This window comes from Nocardia sp. NBC_00416 (genome assembly GCF_036032445.1).
Classification (GTDB): Bacteria; Actinomycetota; Actinomycetes; order Mycobacteriales; family Mycobacteriaceae; genus Nocardia.
Map to the genome: position 1 here is coordinate 6,302,173 of NZ_CP107932.1, position 18,029 is coordinate 6,320,201.

An 18,029-nucleotide genomic window follows, 5' to 3' on the forward strand; every position below is an offset into this window, starting at 1 on the left:
GATCACGGCGGCGGCAAGGTTCGATCGTCCAGGCACGGCGTGTCATCGACGCTGGCCGAGGTTGCGAACGAGAAAGGCCCCCGACCAGAACCCAGCTGGTCGGGGCCTTCCTAGTACGTGCCCTCGGCAGGAATCGAACCTGCGGCCTTCTGCTCCGGAGGCAGACGCTCTATCCCCTGAGCTACGAGGGCGGGGATCCACCCGATTCGAACCGGTGCCGGTCGATCGGGCGGACCACAGCGTATCGCATCACCGCCGGTGCGGCCAAAACGGGTGGTGGCGGGTCAGTTCAGGGGCAGCGGCTGCCCACCGCGGGCGGTGAGCATATCGGTGATGAGCCGGGCTTCGCCCTGTTGGGCGGCGAGCATCTGCCCGGCGAGGATGCGGATCTCACCGGTGTCGGCGTGCTCGGCGCCGTATTCCAGCATCGGCACCCCGCCCTGGTGGTGGCGCAGCATGAGCTGGAGGAACAGGACATCCTGCGCGGCCCCGCGGGCATCGCGGAGCCGCTGGATGTCCTCGGTGCTCGCCATACCCGGCATGGCGGCCATCGACCCGGTGTGGTGCATTCCGGAGCCGTGGTCGTGTCCGTCGCCGCCGTGCTCGTCCGACTGCATCCAGCCCATATAGCCGTCGGTTCCCCGGGCCGGCGCATCCCACATCTGCAACCAGCCCTGCATCCGGCCGATCTGGCTCTGCTGGGTCGTGAGGATGTCGTAGGCGAGGCGCTGGACCGCGGGATCGGTGGAACCGAGCAGCGCGATTCCCGACATCTCCACAGCTTGCGTGTGATGAGCCGACATGTCCTGCGCGAAACCGATGTCCACCGGCCCGGGCGGCGTGTCCTCGGAGTTGTCCGGCGATAGCAGCACCCCGGCGCCGAATCCGATCACGAGCAGGCCGATCGCGGCGATGATCAGCAGCGCGATGCGTTGTCCGCGCAGCTGCTCACGCCAACCGGACCGGGCTTCGGCTTCGGTCGCGTCCGGGTCCGGCATTACTGCTCTGCCCCCGGAGCCTGCTGGTCGGGCATTGTGCCCGGCATGCCCGGGATGGCCGGGATACCGCCGGGCAGTCCGCCCGGCAGACCGCCGCCGGGCAGTCCGCCACTCGGCGCGCCCATGCCGCCGAGCTCGCCCGTGTCGGGCTGAAGGCCCGCGCCGTCCATCGGCACCGCGTCGGGGCCGGGGTCGCTCGGGTCGTAGGGCGGCGGGTTCTGGGTGTCGAAGGCGACGGTGGCGCAGTCGGCGCCGACCTCGGGGTAGGCGAAGTTGTTCAGGCGCAGCGCGGTGATGAACTGGCCGATACGTTCGTCGTCGGCGCTGGACACCGTGAGCTGATGCCCCCAGGACTGCAGCGAGATGGGTGCTTCCTGCCCGGGATGCGGCGACATGAGCATGTACTGCTCACCCTCGACCTTCTTCTTCAGCGTGTCGATCCCCGACTGGTCGACCTTGTCCGGGTTGTAGCTGATCCACACCGCACCGTGTTCCAGCGAGTGCACCGCGTTCTCGTCGCGCAGCGCCTTGTCGTAGACGGTGCCCATGCAGTTGGCCCAGGAGGCGTCGTGCGGGCCGCCGAACGGCGGGGTCTGGTCGTAGGCCACTCGTTTGGTCGCGTCGATGTGCAGCCCGGCCGGGTACTCCTTCTTCACCACACCGTCGATCTGATCGGAGGGGTCCTGCTTCTGCTCCGACGGAGTGAACTTCTCCAGCGCCGCCCTTTCTTGATACTTGGGCACCAAGTTGACCGCCAGCGCCGCGACCAATCCGATGAGCAGCACGACCGCACCGATCGTGAGCCAGGGGATTCGCTGGGTGAACGGTGGTTTACCCCTGTTCTTACCGCCGCCGGCGCGGGCGGGAGCGGCTTTGCCCGCCGCCTTCACGGCCTTCGCCGATTTCGAGCTCGTCCTGTCAGGCATACCGGTCCTAGCTCTTTCCACGTGATGAACAGTGCTCAGCTGCGGTGCCCACTCGCGGCGCGCACCCACTCGGACCATAGGATAGAGACTCGTGACTCCAGCCGACCTTGCAGATCTCCTTCACGCGACCGCAGCGAAGGTACTCGCCGAACGTGGACTGGACGCCTCGGTCCTGCCCGACACGGTCGATGTGGAGCGTCCGCGCAATCCCGAGCACGGTGATTACAGCACCAATGTGGCGATGCGTGTCGCGAAGAAGGCCGGCGCCAACCCGCGGGATCTGGCCGGCTGGCTGGCCGTGGCGCTCAGCGGTACCGACGCGGTCGCGTCCGCGGAGGTCGCCGGGCCCGGCTTTCTGAACATCAGGGTCGCCGCTTCGGCACAGGGTGCGGTGCTGGAGCAGGTCCGCACGGCCGGGGCGGCTTACGGCGCCGCGGACGCCCTCGCCGGAACAAAGATCAATCTCGAATTCGTCTCCGCGAATCCGACGGGCCCGGTGCATCTGGGCGGAACCCGCTGGGCGGCGGTCGGCGACGCCCTGGGACGGATCCTGTCCATGCAGGGCGCGGACGTCACCCGCGAGTACTACTTCAACGACCACGGCGCGCAGATCACCCGGTTCGCCGAATCGCTGGTCGCCGCCGCCACCGGTGCGCCGACCCCGGAGAGCGGCTACGCGGGAGCCTATATCGGCGAGATCGCCGAGCAGATCGCCGCCGCGCACCCCGGTGCGGCCGAACTCGAACCGGCGCGGCGGCTGGAGCTGTTCCGCGCCGAGGGCGTGGAACTCATGTTCGCGCACATCAAGAAAACGCTGCACGAATTCGGCATCGATTTCGATGTCTATTTCAACGAGAGCTCATTGTTCGCATCGGGTGCGGTGGAACGCGCGGTGGAAGCCCTCAAGAGTTCGGGCGACCTGTATTCCAAGGACGGCGCCTGGTGGATCGCCAGTTCCGAATACGGTGACGATCAGGACCGGGTGGTCATCAAGAGCGACGGTAACGCCGCCTATATCGCCGGGGACATCGCCTACCTCCAGGACAAGAAGTCCCGTGGTTTCGATCTGTGCATCTACATGCTCGGCGCCGACCATCACGGGTATATCGGCCGGTTGAAGGCCGCCGCCGCGGCGTTCGGCGACGATCCCGACAGCGTCGAGGTGCTCATCGGGCAGATGGTGAATCTGCTGCGCGACGGTGTCGCGGTGCGGATGAGCAAACGCGCGGGCACCGTGGTCACACTGGACGATCTGGTCGAGGCCATCGGCGTCGACGCCGCCCGGTACTCGCTGGTGCGCAGCTCGGTGAACTCGAGCATCGATATCGACCTGGACCTGTGGACCAAACAGGACAGCGTCAACCCGGTGTATTACGTGCAGTACGCCCACGCCCGGGCGGCGTCGATCGCCCGCAATGCCGCGGAATTCGAATACGACACGGTGACACCGGATTTCGCATTGCTCGACTCCGAGTTCGAGGGCGCGCTCATCCGTACCATCGGGGAGTTCCCCCGGGTGGTGGCGAGCGCGGCGACCCTGCGGGAACCGCATCGGATCGCCCGCTACCTCGAGGAACTGGCCGGCGCCTACCACCCGTTCCAGACCAACAAGGCGCTGCGGGTGCTGCCGCTGGGCGACGAACCCGTCTCCCCGGTCAATGCCGCCCGCCTCGTGCTGGTGAACGCCACCCGTCAGGTACTCGCCAACGGCCTGGGGCTGCTCGGCGTCACCGCCCCGGAGCGGATGTGACCGCGACCCCCCGCAGCATCGACCGACTGTTCCGGCAGTGGATGAGGAAGGAAGACCGATGAGTGTCCATCCGGCCGGGCCCCGGCACGCCGAGATCCCGCACGCTCCCAACCTGCCCGAACGCCCGGCCGATCCGCGCGAGCTGATCGACCTGCCCGCCCACGTGTGGCCGCGCAATGCCACCCGCGGCGCCGACGACGTGGTCCGGTTGGCGGGGGTGCCGGTCACCGAACTCGCGGCACAGTTCGGCACCCCGCTGTTCGTGGTGGACGAGGACGATTTCCGTTCGCGCTGCCGCGATATGGTGCGCGCGTTCGGGTCGGATTCGCGAGTCCACTACGCCTCGAAGGCTTTTCTGTGCGGTGAAGTCGCGCGCTGGATCCGCGACGAAGGACTGTCGCTGGACGTGTGCTCGGGCGGCGAACTGGCCGTCGCGCTGCACGCGGGCTTCCCGGCAGAGCGCATCGCCCTGCACGGCAACAACAAATCGGTCGCCGAACTGGAAGCCGCCGTCGCGGCGGGAGTGGGCCATGTGGTGGTCGACTCGCTGATCGAGATCGAGCGGCTGGAAGCGGTCGCCGGCGCCGCCGGAGTCGTGCAGGACGTGCTGGTCCGGGTCACGGTCGGTGTGGAGGCGCACACCCACGAATACATCTCCACGGCGCACGAGGATCAGAAATTCGGTTTCTCCATTTCCGGTGGCGACGCGATGGAAGCGCTGGCCCGGGTCTTCGAAGCCGATAATCTGCGCTTGGTCGGCCTGCACAGCCATATCGGATCGCAGATATTCGAAATCGACGGTTTCGAAATCGCCGCACACCGCATGCTGGGACTGCTGCGGGAAGCCGTCGACAAATTCGGTGTCGAACGCACCTCGCAGATATCGCTGATCGACCTCGGCGGCGGTCTCGGCATCTCCTATCTGCCCTCCGACGATCCGCCGCCGCTGGAACCGTTCGCCGAGAAACTGCGCGCGCTGGTGGCGCGCGAGGCCGAGCTGGCCGGGCTGCCGGTGCCGCGGATCGCGGTCGAACCGGGCCGCGCCATCGCCGGACCCGGCACGGTGACCCTGTACGAAGTGGGCACCGTCAAAGACGTGTCCCTCGACGGTGGACTGCGTCGCCGTTACGTCAGCGTCGACGGCGGGATGAGCGACAACATCCGGCCCGCGCTGTACCAGGCCGATTACTGGTGCCAGTTGGTCTCGCGCGGATCCGAAGCGGCGCCCCTGGTCGCCCGAGTCGTCGGAAAACATTGCGAGAGCGGCGATATCATCATCCGGGACACTTGGATGCCGGCCGACGCCGGCCCCGGCGACCTGATCGCGGTCGCCGGCACCGGTGCCTACTGCTATTCCATGTCGAGCCGGTACAACATGCTGACCCGACCCGCCGTCGTCGCCGTCAGCGACGGCGCGGCCCGGCTGATCCTGCGCCGGGAAACGGTCGCCGACCTGCTCGGTCTGGAGGTCTGATGGATGCGACGAAAGGTGCGAGCATGCCCGAGGTGGCCGAAGTAGTGGCAGGCCGATGGGGTCCGGACCGGCCGATCGGCGTCGCGGTACTGGGCATGGGCAACGTCGGCCGCGAGGTCGTGCGGATCCTGCGCGAACACGCCGATGATCTGCAGTCCCGGGTCGGCGCTCCGGTAACCCTGCGCGGTGTCGCGGTGCGCAGCCTCGACCGCGATCGCGGTCTGCCCGCCGAGCTGCTCACCACCGACGCCCACGCCCTGGTCGCCCGGCCCGATGTGGATCTGGTCGTCGAGGTGATCGGCGGTATCGATCCGGCCCGGGCCCTCATCCTGGCCGCGCTCAACTCCGGGAAATCGGTGGTCACCGCCAACAAAGCGCTGCTGGCCGATTACACCGGCGAACTCGCCGCCGCCGCCGAACGCAGCCGCGCCGACCTGTACTTCGAGGCGGCCGTCGCGGGCGCCATCCCGGTGGTGCGGCCGCTGATCCAATCGCTGTCCGGTGACCGGGTCAACCGGGTGGTCGGCATCGTCAACGGCACCACCAACTTCATCCTCTCGGCCATGGACGAGACCGGTGCGGACTATGGCGAGACCCTCGCCGAGGCCACGCGTCTCGGCTACGCCGAAGCCGACCCGACCGCAGACGTCGGGGGATACGACGCCGCCGCGAAGGCCGCGATCCTGGCCTCGCTGGCCTTCCACACCCGGGTGACGGCGTCGAACGTGTTCCGCCAGGGCATCGCCAACATCACCGCGGAGGACCTGGAGACCGCGTCCGCGCTGGACTGCACCGTCAAATTGCTGGCGATCTGCGAGCGGGTCCCGGCGGGCCCGGGGGAGCCGTCACCGGCCGAAGGCGGCAAGGAGCGGGTCTCGGTGCGCGTGCATCCCGCGCTGATCCCGCGCAAACATCCGCTGGCCGCGGTGAACGGCGCGTTCAACGCCGTGGTCGTGGAGGCGGAGAATGCCGGCCGGCTCATGTTCTACGGGCAGGGCGCCGGCGGGGCGCCGACCGCGTCGGCCGTGCTCGGCGACCTCGTGATGGCCGCCCGCAACAAGTTCTTCGGCGGCCGGGCGCCCGGCGAATCGGTCTATGCTGAGCTTCCGATCGCGCCGATCGGCGATACGCCCACCCGCTATCACGTGAACCTGCAGGTCGAAGACCGGCCCGGCGTACTGGCGGCAGTGGCGGGTGAATTCTCCAACCACGGCGTGAGTATTTCGACCGTCCGGCAGGAGGGGCACGACGATCGGGCGCGACTCGTGGTCGTGACCCACGTCGCGACCGAGTCGGCCCTCGCGGAGACCGTCTCGGCCCTGTCGGATATGGAATCCGTCACATCTGTCACCAGCGTTCTGAGATTGGAAGGCACCGAAGAATGACCACAGCATCGCGCAGCGATTCGGTGAGGGGCGGCAGTCGGGCGACGGGTGGGCACACCACTGGCGTCGCCCCGCAGGCCGGCGTGCACTCCCGCTGGCCCGGGCTCATCGCGGCCTACCGCGATCGGCTCGCGGGCGCGGCGGAGTGGGAGCCGGTCACCCTCTTCGAGGGCGGAACTCCACTGGTCCCCGCGCCGTACCTGTCGGAACTGACCGGTTGCGAGGTGTACCTGAAGGTCGAGGGCGCCAACCCCACCGGTTCGTTCAAGGACCGCGGGATGACCATGGCCATGACCGATGCCAAATACCGGGGTCAGCAGGCGGTGCTGTGCGCGTCCACCGGCAACACCTCCGCATCGGCCGCCGCCTACGCCACCCGTGCGGGCATGACCTGCGCGGTCCTCATCCCGCAGGGCAAGATCGCCATGGGCAAACTCGCCCAGGCCGTCATGCTCGGTGCGAAGGTCATCCAGGTCGAGGGTAATTTCGACGACTGCCTGGAACTGGCCCGCAAGGTCACCTCCGATTTCCCGGCGATCGGCCTGGTGAACTCGGTGAACCCGGCGCGTATCGAGGGCCAGAAGACCGCGTCCTTCGAGATCTGCGATGTGCTCGGCCGAGCACCCGATGTGCACGCGCTGCCGGTGGGCAACGCCGGGAACATCACCGCCTACTGGCGCGGCTACCGCGAATACCACGCCGACGGCCTCACCGGCAGCCTGCCGCGGATGCTGGGCGTGCAGGCCGCCGGCGCGGCCCCGCTGGTCAACGGCGCCCCGGTCAGCGAACCGGAAACCATCGCGACCGCCATCCGCATCGGCGCCCCCGCCTCCTGGAACGGGGCGGTCGCCGCCAAGGAGGAGTCGGGCGGCGCGTTCCGCGCGGCCACCGACGACGAGATCCTGCACGCGTACCGGCTGGTGGCCGCCGAAGAGGGCGTGTTCGTCGAACCGGCCTCGGCGGCCAGCGTCGCCGGTGTGCTGGCCGCGCGCACCGAAGGCTGGCTGGAACCGGGGCTGACGGTGGTCTGCACTGTCACCGGAAACGGTCTCAAGGACCCCGACACCGCCCTCTTGGATATGCCCGAGGTGCAGGCCATCCAGGTCGACCCGGTCGCCGTGGCCGCACGACTCGAGCTGGCCTGACGGTGGACACACGCGAAAGCCGGCTCGGGTCCTCGACACTGCCCGCCGGCCTGACCGTCGCGGTCCGGGTGCCCGCGTCCACCGCGAACCTCGGTCCCGGGTTCGACTCGCTGGGTATGGCGCTGGGGATCTACGACGAGATCGAGGTGCGCAGCACCGATTCCGGGCTGAACATCCGCGTCGAGGGTGAGGGCGCCGACGAGGTGCCCTGGGGGCCACAGCATCTGGTGGTCCGGGCGATCGAACGCGGGCTGGAATCGGCCGGGATCTGGGCCGACGGTCTGGACGTGGTGTGCCGGAACGCGATCCCGCACTCGCGGGGGCTGGGTTCCTCCGCCTCGGCCGCGGTCGGCGGCCTGGCCGCCGGATGCGCGCTGGCCGCGCAATTCGATCCGGACCTGGCCGTCGACTCCGACCGGCTCGTGCAGCTCGCGGCCGAATTCGAGGGTCATCCCGATAACGCGGCCGCCAGCGTGCTCGGCGGAATCGTCGTGTCCTGGACCGAAACCGGTCCGGGCCCCGATACCGATATCGGCGCGCCGCAGCGTCTCTACCGGGCGGTCCGCCTCGACGCGCATCCCACCCTCCATCCGGTGGTCCTGATCCCGGAGGAGCGTTCCTCCACCGCACAGACCCGCGGTCTGCTGCCCGACCTGGTCCCGCACCGCGACGCCGCGTTCAACGTGAGCCGGGCCGCGCTGGCGGTGGTCGCGCTGACCCAGCGTCCGGATCTGCTGCTTCCGGGCACCGCGGACCGGCTGCACCAGCCCCAGCGCGCTCCCGCGCTCCCGCTGACCACCACCTGGATCGACCGGCTGCGCGCCGCCGGGATCGCGGCCACGGTCTCCGGTGCCGGCCCGACCGTGCTCGCGCTCGGGACCAGCGCTTTTCCCGACGAACTGCGGTCGCTGGCCGCCGCGGACGGCCTGCGGGTGGTCGAACCAGGACTCGCCGAAGGCGTCCAGATCAGCTGAGCGAAGGCGCCCGGATCGGCCGAGCGAGGGGGTCCGGATCAGCTGACGGGCGCGTCCGCCTTGCCGACCTTCGTACTTGCCCGCTATCCTGGGCAAGTCCGTACATCGCGCGCATCAGACGCCGGTGCTTCATCAGGGCAATCGCTCCAGCAGGCTCCAGGCTCGAGCCCTCATGCCATGAGGGTGCTGTGTGGCCTCGCAACTGGAATGATCTCTTCCACCAATTTATGAGCGGTGGCGAAGCACCCGGTCCCGGAGGGGCAGGCGATACGGCTACAAATCCGAGTCCGGCAGCGAGATCGGGCTACGGAACGAAACCCTCGACACAGCACACGGCCATCGAGGGAAGGAAAGGATCTCCGTGACAGATACGGACCTGCTCGCGACACCCGGGGTGGAATCCGACTCCGAACCCTCGGGCAACCGCGAAAGTGACTCCGGACAGAATTCTTCGAAGATGAGCGAAAACACCGACATCGGATCGGGGCTGACTGGAATGTTGTTGCCGCAGTTGCGCGCACTGGCAGGGGAACTCGGAATTCGGGGCACCTCCGGTATGCGCAAGGGTGATCTCATCGCCGCTATCAAGGAAAACCAGGCCGGCAGACCTGCCGCCGCGGAACGCAGCACCCGCGCGAAGTCTGTCAGAGAACGTAAAGTCGCAGATCAGCCCGCTGCCGCCGCAGAGGCGGCGCCCGCTGCCGCTCCGGCTCCGGCGGTCGAAGCGCCTGCCGCTCCCGCCCCGGACCGCAAAGCCGGTGGCGCGTCCGATACCGCCGTGAAGAAGGACACCGCGGCCGAGGACAAGGGCAAGGCCGACCAGGCCGCGACCAACGGCACGGCGACCGCCAACGGCGCCACGCCTGCCAACAGTGCGGTCGGCAATGCCGCGGATACCGATTCCGGCGCCAAAGCCGAGACGAGAGCCGACGCCAAGGCCGACAACAAGCCCGCCGACGGGTCCGAGGACTCGGGCCGGGATTCCGGCCAGCGTGGCCGCGGCCGGCAGCGTCGCGGTCGCGACCAGCAGGGCAAGAACAACGACCAGTCCTCCGAAACCCGTGCCGACGATGCCAAACAGGACGGCAACAAGGACGGCAAAGACGGCGACCAGGGCGAACGTCGGCGCGATCGCAATCAGTCCGGTCAGCAGAACCAGGGCGATCAGCGTGGCTCCGGCGGTAGCCGTGGCGGGGACAACCGTGGCGGGGACAACCGCGGCGGGGACAACCGCGGCGGCGGCGACCGTGGCGGGGACGACGAAGAAGGCGGACGCGGTCGTCGCGGTCGCCGGTTCCGCGAGCGTCGCCGGGGTCGCGAACGCGAGGGCGGCGAAACCCGCGAGCCCGAGATTCGCGAAGACGATGTGCTCCAGCCGGTCGCGGGCATCCTCGACGTGCTGGACAACTACGCGTTCGTGCGCACCTCCGGCTACCTGGCCGGCCCGAACGACGTCTATGTCTCGATGAACCTCGTGCGGAAGAACGGTCTGCGCCGCGGTGACGCGATCACCGGTGCGGTGCGGGCGCCACGCGATGGGGAACAGGCCAATCAGCGGCAGAAATTCGATCCGCTGGTGCGTCTGGACACCGTCAACGGCGCCGAGGTCGATTCGGCGAAACGCCGTCCCGATTTCAACAAGCTGACCCCGCTGTACCCGAACCAGCGGCTGCGCCTGGAAACTCAGCAGAACAAGCTGACCACGCGCGTGATCGACCTGATCATGCCGATCGGTAAGGGCCAGCGCGCGCTGATCGTGTCTCCGCCGAAAGCCGGTAAGACCACGATCATGCAGGACATCGCCAACGCGATCGCGATCAACAACCCCGAGTGCTACCTCATGGTCGTACTGGTCGACGAACGTCCCGAAGAGGTCACCGATATGCAGCGCTCGGTGAAGGGAGAGGTCATCGCCTCGACCTTCGACCGGCCGCCGTCGGATCACACCTCGGTCGCCGAACTGGCCATCGAACGGGCGAAGCGCCTGGTCGAAATGGGTAAAGACGTCGTGGTCCTGCTCGACTCGATCACCCGTCTGGGCCGCGCGTACAACAACTCCTCGCCGGCCTCGGGGCGCATCCTGTCCGGTGGTGTCGATTCCACCGCGCTGTATCCGCCCAAGCGGTTCCTCGGCGCGGCGCGCAATATCGAGAACGGTGGCTCGCTCACCATCATCGCCACCGCGATGGTGGAAACCGGGTCGACCGGTGACACGGTGATTTTCGAAGAGTTCAAGGGCACGGGCAACGCCGAGCTCAAACTCGACCGCAAGATCGCCGAACGGCGCGTGTTCCCCGCGGTGGACGTCAACCCGTCCGGCACCCGTAAGGACGAACTGCTGCTCAACCCGGACGAGGCCGCGGTCCTGCACAAACTGCGCCGTGTCCTGACCGGTCTGGACTCGCACCAGGCGATCGACCTGCTGATCGACCGCCTGCGCAAGAGCAAGAACAACCTCGAGTTCTTGATGCAGGTCTCCAAGACCGCACCGGGCGCACTCGACGAATAAGTGGTATTCGGCGCCGCCCGCGGCGCCGGGTCGAGGCCCGCTGTGTGTCCCGTCTCAGTCCTCGAAGACTCGTGCTTCGAGGACTGAGCGGCGGGACGGGCCTCCGCCTTCCCGGTCCTCGCAGGACTCGGCTCCACGGAGCCGCATCCGGTCGATCGGGGCGTACCATCCGCACAGGAACAAACTCCGGGGTGGGCGTGTTCAAGCAGGCACGACGGTTCTGGCATAATCGACCGCCGTGCGTCTGCGATTCACGCAGACAATCCCGCCTGAAGTCGGTTCCGGTTCACGTTCGGCCAACACGGCGAGCGACCCGGCGACCAATATCGAGAGGACACCCATGAAGGCAGGAATTCACCCGACCTACGTCGACACCACGGTGGTCTGCGGTTGCGGTAATACCTTCCAGACCCGTTCCACCAAGGAATCCGGTCACATCACCGTCGAGGTCTGCTCGCAATGCCACCCGTTCTACACGGGCAAGCAGAAGATCCTCGACACCGGTGGTCGTGTGGCCCGCTTCGAGGCCCGCTACGGCAAGCGTGCCAAGAAAGCCGACGCCAACTAGCTTTCCCGCCAACGCCCGGCCCTGCACTACTGCAGGCCGGGCGTTGGTGCTTTTGTGCCCACCCCCGCGTCGCCCTCTCGAGTAGGAGCCTCGTCAATGGCCGAGAAAACCGCACCGTCCGCGATCGACGATGTGCTGGCCGAATACGCCGGACTGGAGTCCCAGCTGGCGGATCCGGCGCTGCACAACGACCCGGGCGCCGCGCGGCGGGTGGGGAAACGGTTCGCCGAACTGGCTCCGGTGATGACGACCTACAAAAAACTCGCCGCCACCCGTGATGACCTGGAAGCGGCGCGCGAACTGGCCGCCGACGATCCGTCCTTCGCCGCCGAGGTACCCGGACTCGAGGAACAACTCGAGGAACTGGAGAAACAACTGGCCGATCTGCTGGCCCCGCGCGACCCGCACGACGGCGACGATGTGGTGCTGGAAGTGAAATCCGGTGAGGGCGGCGAGGAGTCGGCGTTGTTCGCCGCCGACCTGGCTCGGATGTACATCCGATACGCGGAACGTCGCGGCTGGAAAGTGGAGGTCCTCGACGCCGCCGTGTCCGACCTCGGCGGATACAAGGAAGCGACGCTGTCCATCAAAAGCCGCGACACCGCGCGCGACGGCGTGTGGTCACGGTTCAAATTCGAGGGTGGAGTGCACCGCGTACAACGGGTGCCCGTCACCGAATCACAGGGACGAGTCCACACCTCCGCCGCCGGTGTCCTGATCTACCCAGAACCCGACGAGGTCGAAGAGGTGCAGATCGACGAAGGCGATCTGCGCATCGATGTCTACCGCTCCTCCGGAAAAGGCGGTCAGGGCGTCAACACCACCGACTCCGCGGTCCGCATCACCCACCTGCCCTCCGGGATCGTCGTCACCTGCCAGAACGAACGCTCCCAGCTCCAGAACAAAGCTCGCGCGATGCAGGTACTGGCGGCCCGGCTCCAGGCCCTGGCCGAAGAGCAAGCCGAACAGGAAGCGGCGGAGGGCCGCGCCGGACAGATCCGCACGGTCGACCGCTCCGAACGCATCCGCACCTACAACTTTCCGGAGAACCGCATCGCCGACCACCGCATCGGCTACAAAGCCCACAACCTGGACTCGGTGCTGAACGGCGATATGGACGCTCTACTGGACGCCCTCGCCGCGGCCGACCGTGCCGCCCGGATGGCTGAGTGAACTGAGTCGCCGGTGGGGGAGCTCGGGCGAGGTCGCTCCCGGAGGTGGGGTGGGGTTGCCTGCGAAGGTGAGTGATGGGGTTGCTCGCGAAGGTCTGCGTTTCCTCGTCGACTTCAGTCCGTGTCGCTCGATTCGGGCCGACGGCACGTGTGGAATCCGCCGGTTGTGACGGCGCGGCGACCGGCTCATTGCGGCTCCACACCCGTGGCTCCACGGTGCTGCCGCCGATAACTCACAATGTTGGAGTGACCCGTGTTCCACTGCGCCCCGTGCTCGCCGAGGCCGTCGATGTCCTGCACACAGCCGGTGTGGCCAGTCCCCGGGTCGATGCGGAACATCTCGCCGCGTTCGTGCTGGGTGTAGACCGTTCCCGGTTGCTGCTCACACCGCTGATCGGGCCCGAACAGCTGGACGACTACCGGACCCTGGTCGCCCGCCGCGCAGAGCGGACCCCGCTGCAGCATCTGACCGGGCAATCCTTCATGGGTGAGATCGATCTCGAGGTCGGGCCCGGTGTTTTCGTTCCCCGTCCCGAGACCGAGCTGTTGTTCGCGTGGGCACTGGTTCATCTGGAAGCGGTCCGCCACGATCACACTCCGGTGGTCGTGGATCTGTGCACCGGATCGGGGGCGCTGGCGCTGGCGGTGGCGCATGCTCGGCCCGACGCCGAGGTGCACGCGGTGGAACTGGACCCGGACGCGCTGCGCTGGGCCCGCCGCAACGCAGAACTGCGGAGCGCGGCCGGCGATACCGCGATCACCCTGCACCACGACGACGTCACCGACCCGAATCTGCTCACCGAACTCAGTGGTTCGGTGGATATCGTGGTCGCCAATCCGCCCTACATCCCGGACGGTGCCGAACTGTCTCCGGAGGTCGCCGAGCACGACCCCCACCGCGCGCTCTTCGGCGGTACGGACGGGTTGGCGGTCATCCGTCCGTTGGTTCCGCTCATCGGCCGGCTGCTGCGACCCGGCGGGGGAACCGCGATCGAGCACGACGACAGCAACGGGGGCGAGCTGGCCCGACTGCTCGCGGCGGACAGTCGGTTCGAAGAGATCGTAGAACACCCTGATCTGGCCGGAAAACCACGCTTCGTGGCCGCTGTGCGCATGAGCTGAGGGCTGTTGCGTGCCTGAGGGCATGGCCGCTCAACTCGACGCCGGCGGTTGCGTCGTTGCCGAACTCCGCGCACCGGCTGGACTAATTCGCCTGGCAAACCTCCACGGCCCGCCCGCGAAGGCCCGCGGTGCCCGCACACCGCGCCCCAGCGACCGGACCGGTAGTGCCTCTTCCTTGGATGGTCTACATCCAAGGTCGGGGCCCGCCCCGGTTCTGGAGCGACGAAGCGAAGGAGCGCAGCCACCGACCGCCAGAAATGACGACCCACGACCACCACACTGGACGGTCACCATTCCATGGTCGGGGCCCGCCCCGGTTCTGGAGCGACGAAGCGAAGGAGCGCAGCGACTGAGCGTAGGAGTGAAGAACCGGGGTTGACGAGGGCCCCGACCCGCGCCGCCGCAGGCGGCGCAAATAAACACAGACCCGCCCCGCCGAAGGCAGGGCCCTATTACAGCCCATACCATGGTCGGCGTGAGTACCGTCTACGACTGCGCCGATCCCGACTCGCGCGCCGCGGGCTTGGCCGCGGCGACCAGCGCTCTGAGATCGGGGCGGTTGGTCGTAGTGCCCACCGATACCGTGTACGGTCTGGCCGCCGACGCCTTCGATTCCGCGGCTGTCGCGTCTTTGCTGGCGGCGAAGGGCCGCGGCCGGGATATGCCGGTGCCGGTGCTGGTGGGTTCGTGGAACACGATCGACGGTCTGGTGTTCTCGGTGCGACCCCAGGCGCGTGAACTCATCCGGGCGTTCTGGCCGGGTGGTTTGAGTATCGTTGTGCAGCAGGCTCCTTCGCTGGCCTGGGATCTCGGTGACGCTCGCGGCACGGTGATGTTGCGGATGCCGCTGCATCCGGTGGCGCTGGAGTTGTTGCAGGAGGTCGGGCCGCTGGCGGTGTCCAGTGCGAACATCTCCGGTAAGCCGGCTGCCGATAATGTGGCGCAGGCCCGTGAACAGCTCGGTTCCCGGGTGGGCGTGTACCTCGACGGCGGCCCCGCGGAGCATGCCACCGCCTCCACCATCGTCGATCTCACCGCCGATCAGCCGCGCATCCTGCGTGCGGGCGCGGTACCGACCGAGGCGGTCGCCGACGTGCTCGGAACGACGCCCGAGGCCCTGATCGGGTCCGTCGCCCGGTGAGCGCGCTGGATTCGGTGCAGGGACCCGCGGTATCCCCGGCCGGGGGGCGGTGGTCGGCGGCATGACCGGTTACGGTGCGGTCGTCCCGCTGCGTGAGCTCCTGCTGGTTCTGCTGATCTCCACGGTGGTGACTTTCCTCGCCACCGGCGGGATCCGGGTCGTGGCAATCGGGTTCGGCGCGGTGGCTATCCCGCGTGACCGTGATGTGCACGTGAAGCCGATTCCCCGGATGGGTGGGGTCGGGATGTACATCGGGGTGGTGGCGGCTGTCTTGTTCGCCCATCAGCTGCCCGCTCTGCGCCGCGGTTTCGACTATCGGCCCGATATCGCCGCTGTGCTGGTCGCGGCCACCATCATCGTGGGGGTCGGGATCGTGGACGACCGGTGGGGCCTGGATGCGCTCACCAAATTCGCCGGTCAGGTGACCGCCGCCGGGGTGATGGCGGTGATGGGTCTGGGCTGGTACCTGATCTACGACCCGTTCAACAACAGCACTGTCGTCCTGGACGGTCTGCAGGGTGGTCTGGTCACCGTCGCCGTGGCCGTGACGTTGATCAACGCGATGAACTTCGTCGACGGGCTGGACGGCCTGGCCGCCGGCCTGGGGTTGATCGCCTCGTTCGCGGTGTTCGCCTTCGCGGTCGGGCTGCTGACCGAGCAGGGTGGGTCGGTCGACAGCTATCCACCGGCGCTGCTGGCTGCCGCGATGGCCGGCGCGTGCCTCGGTTTCCTGCCGCACAATTTCTCCCCGGCCCGGATCTTCATGGGCGATTCCGGGTCCATGCTGATCGGCTTGGTGCTGGCGGCGGTCTCGACCAGCGCGTCCGGCCGGATCCCGCTGCAGGGCTACGGGCCGCGCGATATCGTCGGCTTGCTCTCGCCGCTGCTGCTGGTCGGGGCGGTGATGTTCATTCCGGTGCTGGATCTGTTGCTGGCGATCGTGCGCCGGGTCCGAGCCGGCGTCAGTTTCTCGACGCCGGACAAGATGCATCTGCACCACCGGCTGTTGCAGATCGGGCATTCGCAGCGCCGGGTGGTGTTGGTGATCTACCTGTGGGTCGGCATCCTGGCGTTCGGTGCGGTCGGCACCTCGGTGATGGACCGGCGACTGGTGGTGCTGATGATGGCGGCCGGATTGCTGTTCGCGCTGGTCGTGACCGCGGTGCCGGGGCTGTGGCGGCGGCAGGCGCGGCGGGACGCGGCGGGCTCGGTCAGCGAGTCCGGGTAGAGTGCGGGCCGTGTCGACGAGTCCCGCCAGTCCCAGTGCCTCTGACAACGCCGACGCCCCGTTGCGGGCGGCCTTGCGGTACGGACTGATCGGTTTGGTCGTACTGACCGTGCTGGCGGTCGTGATCGCGACCGCGCTCGCCGGCACTGCGGGGCTGTGGGGTGCGCTGCTCGGCGCGGCGATCGGCGGTGGCTTCATCCTGACCACCGCGGTGGTCGTGTTGCTCGGCGCGAAGTTACCGCCCTCGACCGCTGGGCTGGTCATGCTGGCCAGCTGGGTCGGGAAGCTACTGGTCGCGCTGATCGTCGTGGCGATCCTGCAGCGGTTCGACTTCTATGACCGGGTGGCGCTGTTCTTGACCGTCGTGGGTGCCCTGATCATCGTGCTCGGCGCGGAGACTTACGGTGTATTGCGACAGAAAGTGCCCTATGTAACCGTCCCTGAACAGGGCGGAGACGAAGGCTCGGATACGGTCTGACCAGGACCTACGACAATTTGTCGTAGATAACATCGCCCCCGCTACACGTTGTCGTAGTTCTCTTGGTAAAGTATTGGTAAGCAAGCGACTCAGCCGGGGGGTGCCGACCAGGCCCGACCAGCTGACGTTATGCTACTGCAGTACCGGGCTCGTGAAGAGTTCGGTTCTGCATGTCGACGATGTCGCCGACACACGTACAGACGCCAGCGCGGATCGCCGCTACAGCTGCTGACGAACTTCGAGCCGACCTCAGTCGACCCACATTGATCGTCAATGTCCGATCGAACCGCGGGAGCGCTAACTTCCCGCGGCCCGAACACGGGAGAGAACGCTGAGCGTCACTACCTTGGCCGCGGAGTTTCACGCGCCGTCGCTAACCGACTTCTTCCCTCCAGCGGTGCTGTTCGAGGGGACTCCCTTCGAGCTCGATCGGCTGATGCTGGTCCGGCTTGTGATGACCGCCGTGCTGGTCGCATTCCTCTTCCTGGCTTTCCGCAGCCCGCGCATCGTGCCGAAGAAGCTGCAGAACATCGGTGAGATGGGAATGGTCTTCGTCAAGGAGCAGATCTGCGACGAAGTACTCGGTAAGGAAAACGGCCGCAAGTTCCTCCCGCTCATCGCGACGATCTTCTTCACCGTCCTGTTCCTGAACTTCTCGGGTGTGATTCCCGGTCTGAACATCTCGTCGAACGCGCGTATCGGCATGCCGCTGGTACTGGCAGTGATCGCGTATATCGCGTTCAACTATGTGGGTATCAAGAAGTACGGCTTCTTGACCTATATGCGCAGCAGCATCGTTGTTCCGAATGTTCCGCCGGTCATGCACGTCCTGCTCATTCCGATCGAGTTCATCTCGACCTTCGTGCTGCGCCCGTTCACGCTGACCGTCCGACTTATGGCGAATATGCTCGCCGGTCACATCATGCTGGTGCTGTTCTTCAGCGCGACCCAGTTCTTCCTCTTCGACGCGGACGCCTGGATGAAGGTGTTCTCGCCCTTCGCGCTGCTGGGCGGGTTCGCATTCACGCTGTTCGAACTGCTGGTCATTTTCCTGCAGGCCTATGTTTTCGCGTTGCTGACCGCCGTGTACATCAGCCTTGCCCAGCACGCCGACGAGCACTGACCGACCGGAACAACCGATAAGGACCTGCTGCACCAC

Annotated in this window: 15 protein-coding genes and 1 tRNA gene; 13 read left to right on the forward strand and 3 right to left on the reverse strand. The window is 67.4% G+C overall.

Translation table 11 applies throughout. The features are described from left to right. Positions 1-118: 118 nt before the first annotated feature. From OG804_RS27340 to OG804_RS27350, 3 genes are all read right to left on the reverse strand, one after another. Positions 119-191: transfer RNA gene (locus tag OG804_RS27340), tRNA-Arg, on the reverse strand. Between the two features lie 93 nt (positions 192-284). After that, positions 285-998 carry a DUF305 domain-containing protein gene (locus OG804_RS27345; protein WP_328391303.1) on the reverse strand — a complete coding sequence of 238 codons (714 nt, stop codon included), beginning with the start codon at positions 996-998 and terminating at the stop codon, positions 285-287. After that, positions 998-1,924, reverse strand: coding sequence for a DUF3105 domain-containing protein (locus tag OG804_RS27350; protein ID WP_328391305.1), 927 nt, complete (start codon positions 1,922-1,924; stop codon positions 998-1,000). The genes OG804_RS27345 and OG804_RS27350 overlap by 1 nt, the downstream gene beginning before the upstream one ends. Before the next feature lie 91 nt (positions 1,925-2,015). Here OG804_RS27350 and argS point away from each other — a divergent pair, with 91 nt between their 5' ends. The 13 genes from argS to atpB all read left to right on the forward strand — a co-directional run bounded on the left by argS (position 2,016) and on the right by atpB (position 17,993). Further along, a complete protein-coding gene (argS, locus tag OG804_RS27355) occupies positions 2,016-3,674 on the forward strand; it encodes an arginine--tRNA ligase (protein WP_328391307.1) in 1,659 nt (552 codons plus the stop codon). 58 nt (positions 3,675-3,732) lie between these two features. Then, positions 3,733-5,148 (forward strand): diaminopimelate decarboxylase, encoded by a 1,416-nt coding sequence (gene lysA, locus OG804_RS27360; RefSeq protein WP_328391309.1) that lies wholly within the window; start codon positions 3,733-3,735, stop codon positions 5,146-5,148. A 23-nt stretch (positions 5,149-5,171) separates the two neighbouring features. Continuing rightward, complete coding sequence (locus OG804_RS27365; protein ID WP_328391311.1) at positions 5,172-6,533, forward strand: homoserine dehydrogenase; 1,362 nt, start codon at positions 5,172-5,174, stop codon at positions 6,531-6,533. An 83-nt stretch (positions 6,534-6,616) separates the two neighbouring features. Continuing rightward, on the forward strand, positions 6,617-7,678 hold the full coding sequence (gene thrC / locus OG804_RS27370; protein WP_328398777.1) for a threonine synthase: 1,062 nt from the start codon (positions 6,617-6,619) through the stop codon (positions 7,676-7,678). Positions 7,679-7,680: 2 nt separating this feature from the next. Next, entirely contained in the window at positions 7,681-8,652 is a 972-nt protein-coding gene (gene thrB / locus OG804_RS27375) for a homoserine kinase (RefSeq protein WP_328391313.1), read from the forward strand. 361 nt (positions 8,653-9,013) lie between these two features. Further along, positions 9,014-11,161: a transcription termination factor Rho gene (gene rho / locus OG804_RS27380; protein WP_442941647.1), complete on the forward strand. Its 2,148-nt coding sequence runs from the start codon at positions 9,014-9,016 to the stop codon at positions 11,159-11,161. 340 nt (positions 11,162-11,501) lie between these two features. Beyond that, positions 11,502-11,729 (forward strand): 50S ribosomal protein L31, encoded by a 228-nt coding sequence (gene rpmE, locus OG804_RS27385; protein WP_058854887.1) that lies wholly within the window; start codon positions 11,502-11,504, stop codon positions 11,727-11,729. 96 nt (positions 11,730-11,825) lie between these two features. Beyond that, on the forward strand, positions 11,826-12,902 hold the full coding sequence (gene prfA, locus OG804_RS27390; RefSeq protein ID WP_328391320.1) for a peptide chain release factor 1: 1,077 nt from the start codon (positions 11,826-11,828) through the stop codon (positions 12,900-12,902). Between the two features lie 245 nt (positions 12,903-13,147). Further along, positions 13,148-14,023, forward strand: a complete 876-nt coding sequence (gene prmC / locus OG804_RS27395; protein ID WP_328391322.1) for a peptide chain release factor N(5)-glutamine methyltransferase — start codon at positions 13,148-13,150, stop codon at positions 14,021-14,023. Between the two features lie 475 nt (positions 14,024-14,498). Beyond that, positions 14,499-15,164 (forward strand): L-threonylcarbamoyladenylate synthase, encoded by a 666-nt coding sequence (locus OG804_RS27400; RefSeq protein ID WP_328391324.1) that lies wholly within the window; start codon positions 14,499-14,501, stop codon positions 15,162-15,164. 61 nt (positions 15,165-15,225) lie between these two features. Continuing rightward, complete coding sequence (locus OG804_RS27405; RefSeq protein ID WP_328391326.1) at positions 15,226-16,392, forward strand: MraY family glycosyltransferase; 1,167 nt, start codon at positions 15,226-15,228, stop codon at positions 16,390-16,392. A 1-nt stretch (position 16,393) separates the two neighbouring features. Then, a complete protein-coding gene (locus OG804_RS27410; protein ID WP_442941648.1) occupies positions 16,394-16,870 on the forward strand; it encodes a hypothetical protein in 477 nt (158 codons plus the stop codon). 397 nt (positions 16,871-17,267) lie between these two features. After that, the gene (atpB, locus tag OG804_RS27415) at positions 17,268-17,993 is read left to right on the forward strand and encodes a F0F1 ATP synthase subunit A (RefSeq protein ID WP_328391331.1); all 726 of its coding nucleotides are present in this window, start codon (positions 17,268-17,270) and stop codon (positions 17,991-17,993) included. Positions 17,994-18,029: the final 36 nt, after the last annotated feature.

What these genes read in the sequence shown, in the direction of transcription:
- prfA (WP_328391320.1), top strand. Translation starts at nt 11,826, where the DNA reads ATGGCCGAGAAAACCGCACCGTCCGCGATCGACGATGTGCTGGCCGAA.
- OG804_RS27405 (WP_328391326.1), top strand. Translation starts at nt 15,226, where the DNA reads ATGACCGGTTACGGTGCGGTCGTCCCGCTGCGTGAGCTCCTGCTGGTT.
- OG804_RS27365 (WP_328391311.1), top strand. Translation starts at nt 5,172, where the DNA reads ATGCCCGAGGTGGCCGAAGTAGTGGCAGGCCGATGGGGTCCGGACCGG.
- lysA (WP_328391309.1), top strand. Translation starts at nt 3,733, where the DNA reads ATGAGTGTCCATCCGGCCGGGCCCCGGCACGCCGAGATCCCGCACGCT.
- OG804_RS27350 (WP_328391305.1), bottom strand. Translation starts at nt 1,924, where the DNA reads ATGCCTGACAGGACGAGCTCGAAATCGGCGAAGGCCGTGAAGGCGGCG.
- rpmE (WP_058854887.1), top strand. Translation starts at nt 11,502, where the DNA reads ATGAAGGCAGGAATTCACCCGACCTACGTCGACACCACGGTGGTCTGC.
- OG804_RS27345 (WP_328391303.1), bottom strand. Translation starts at nt 998, where the DNA reads ATGCCGGACCCGGACGCGACCGAAGCCGAAGCCCGGTCCGGTTGGCGT.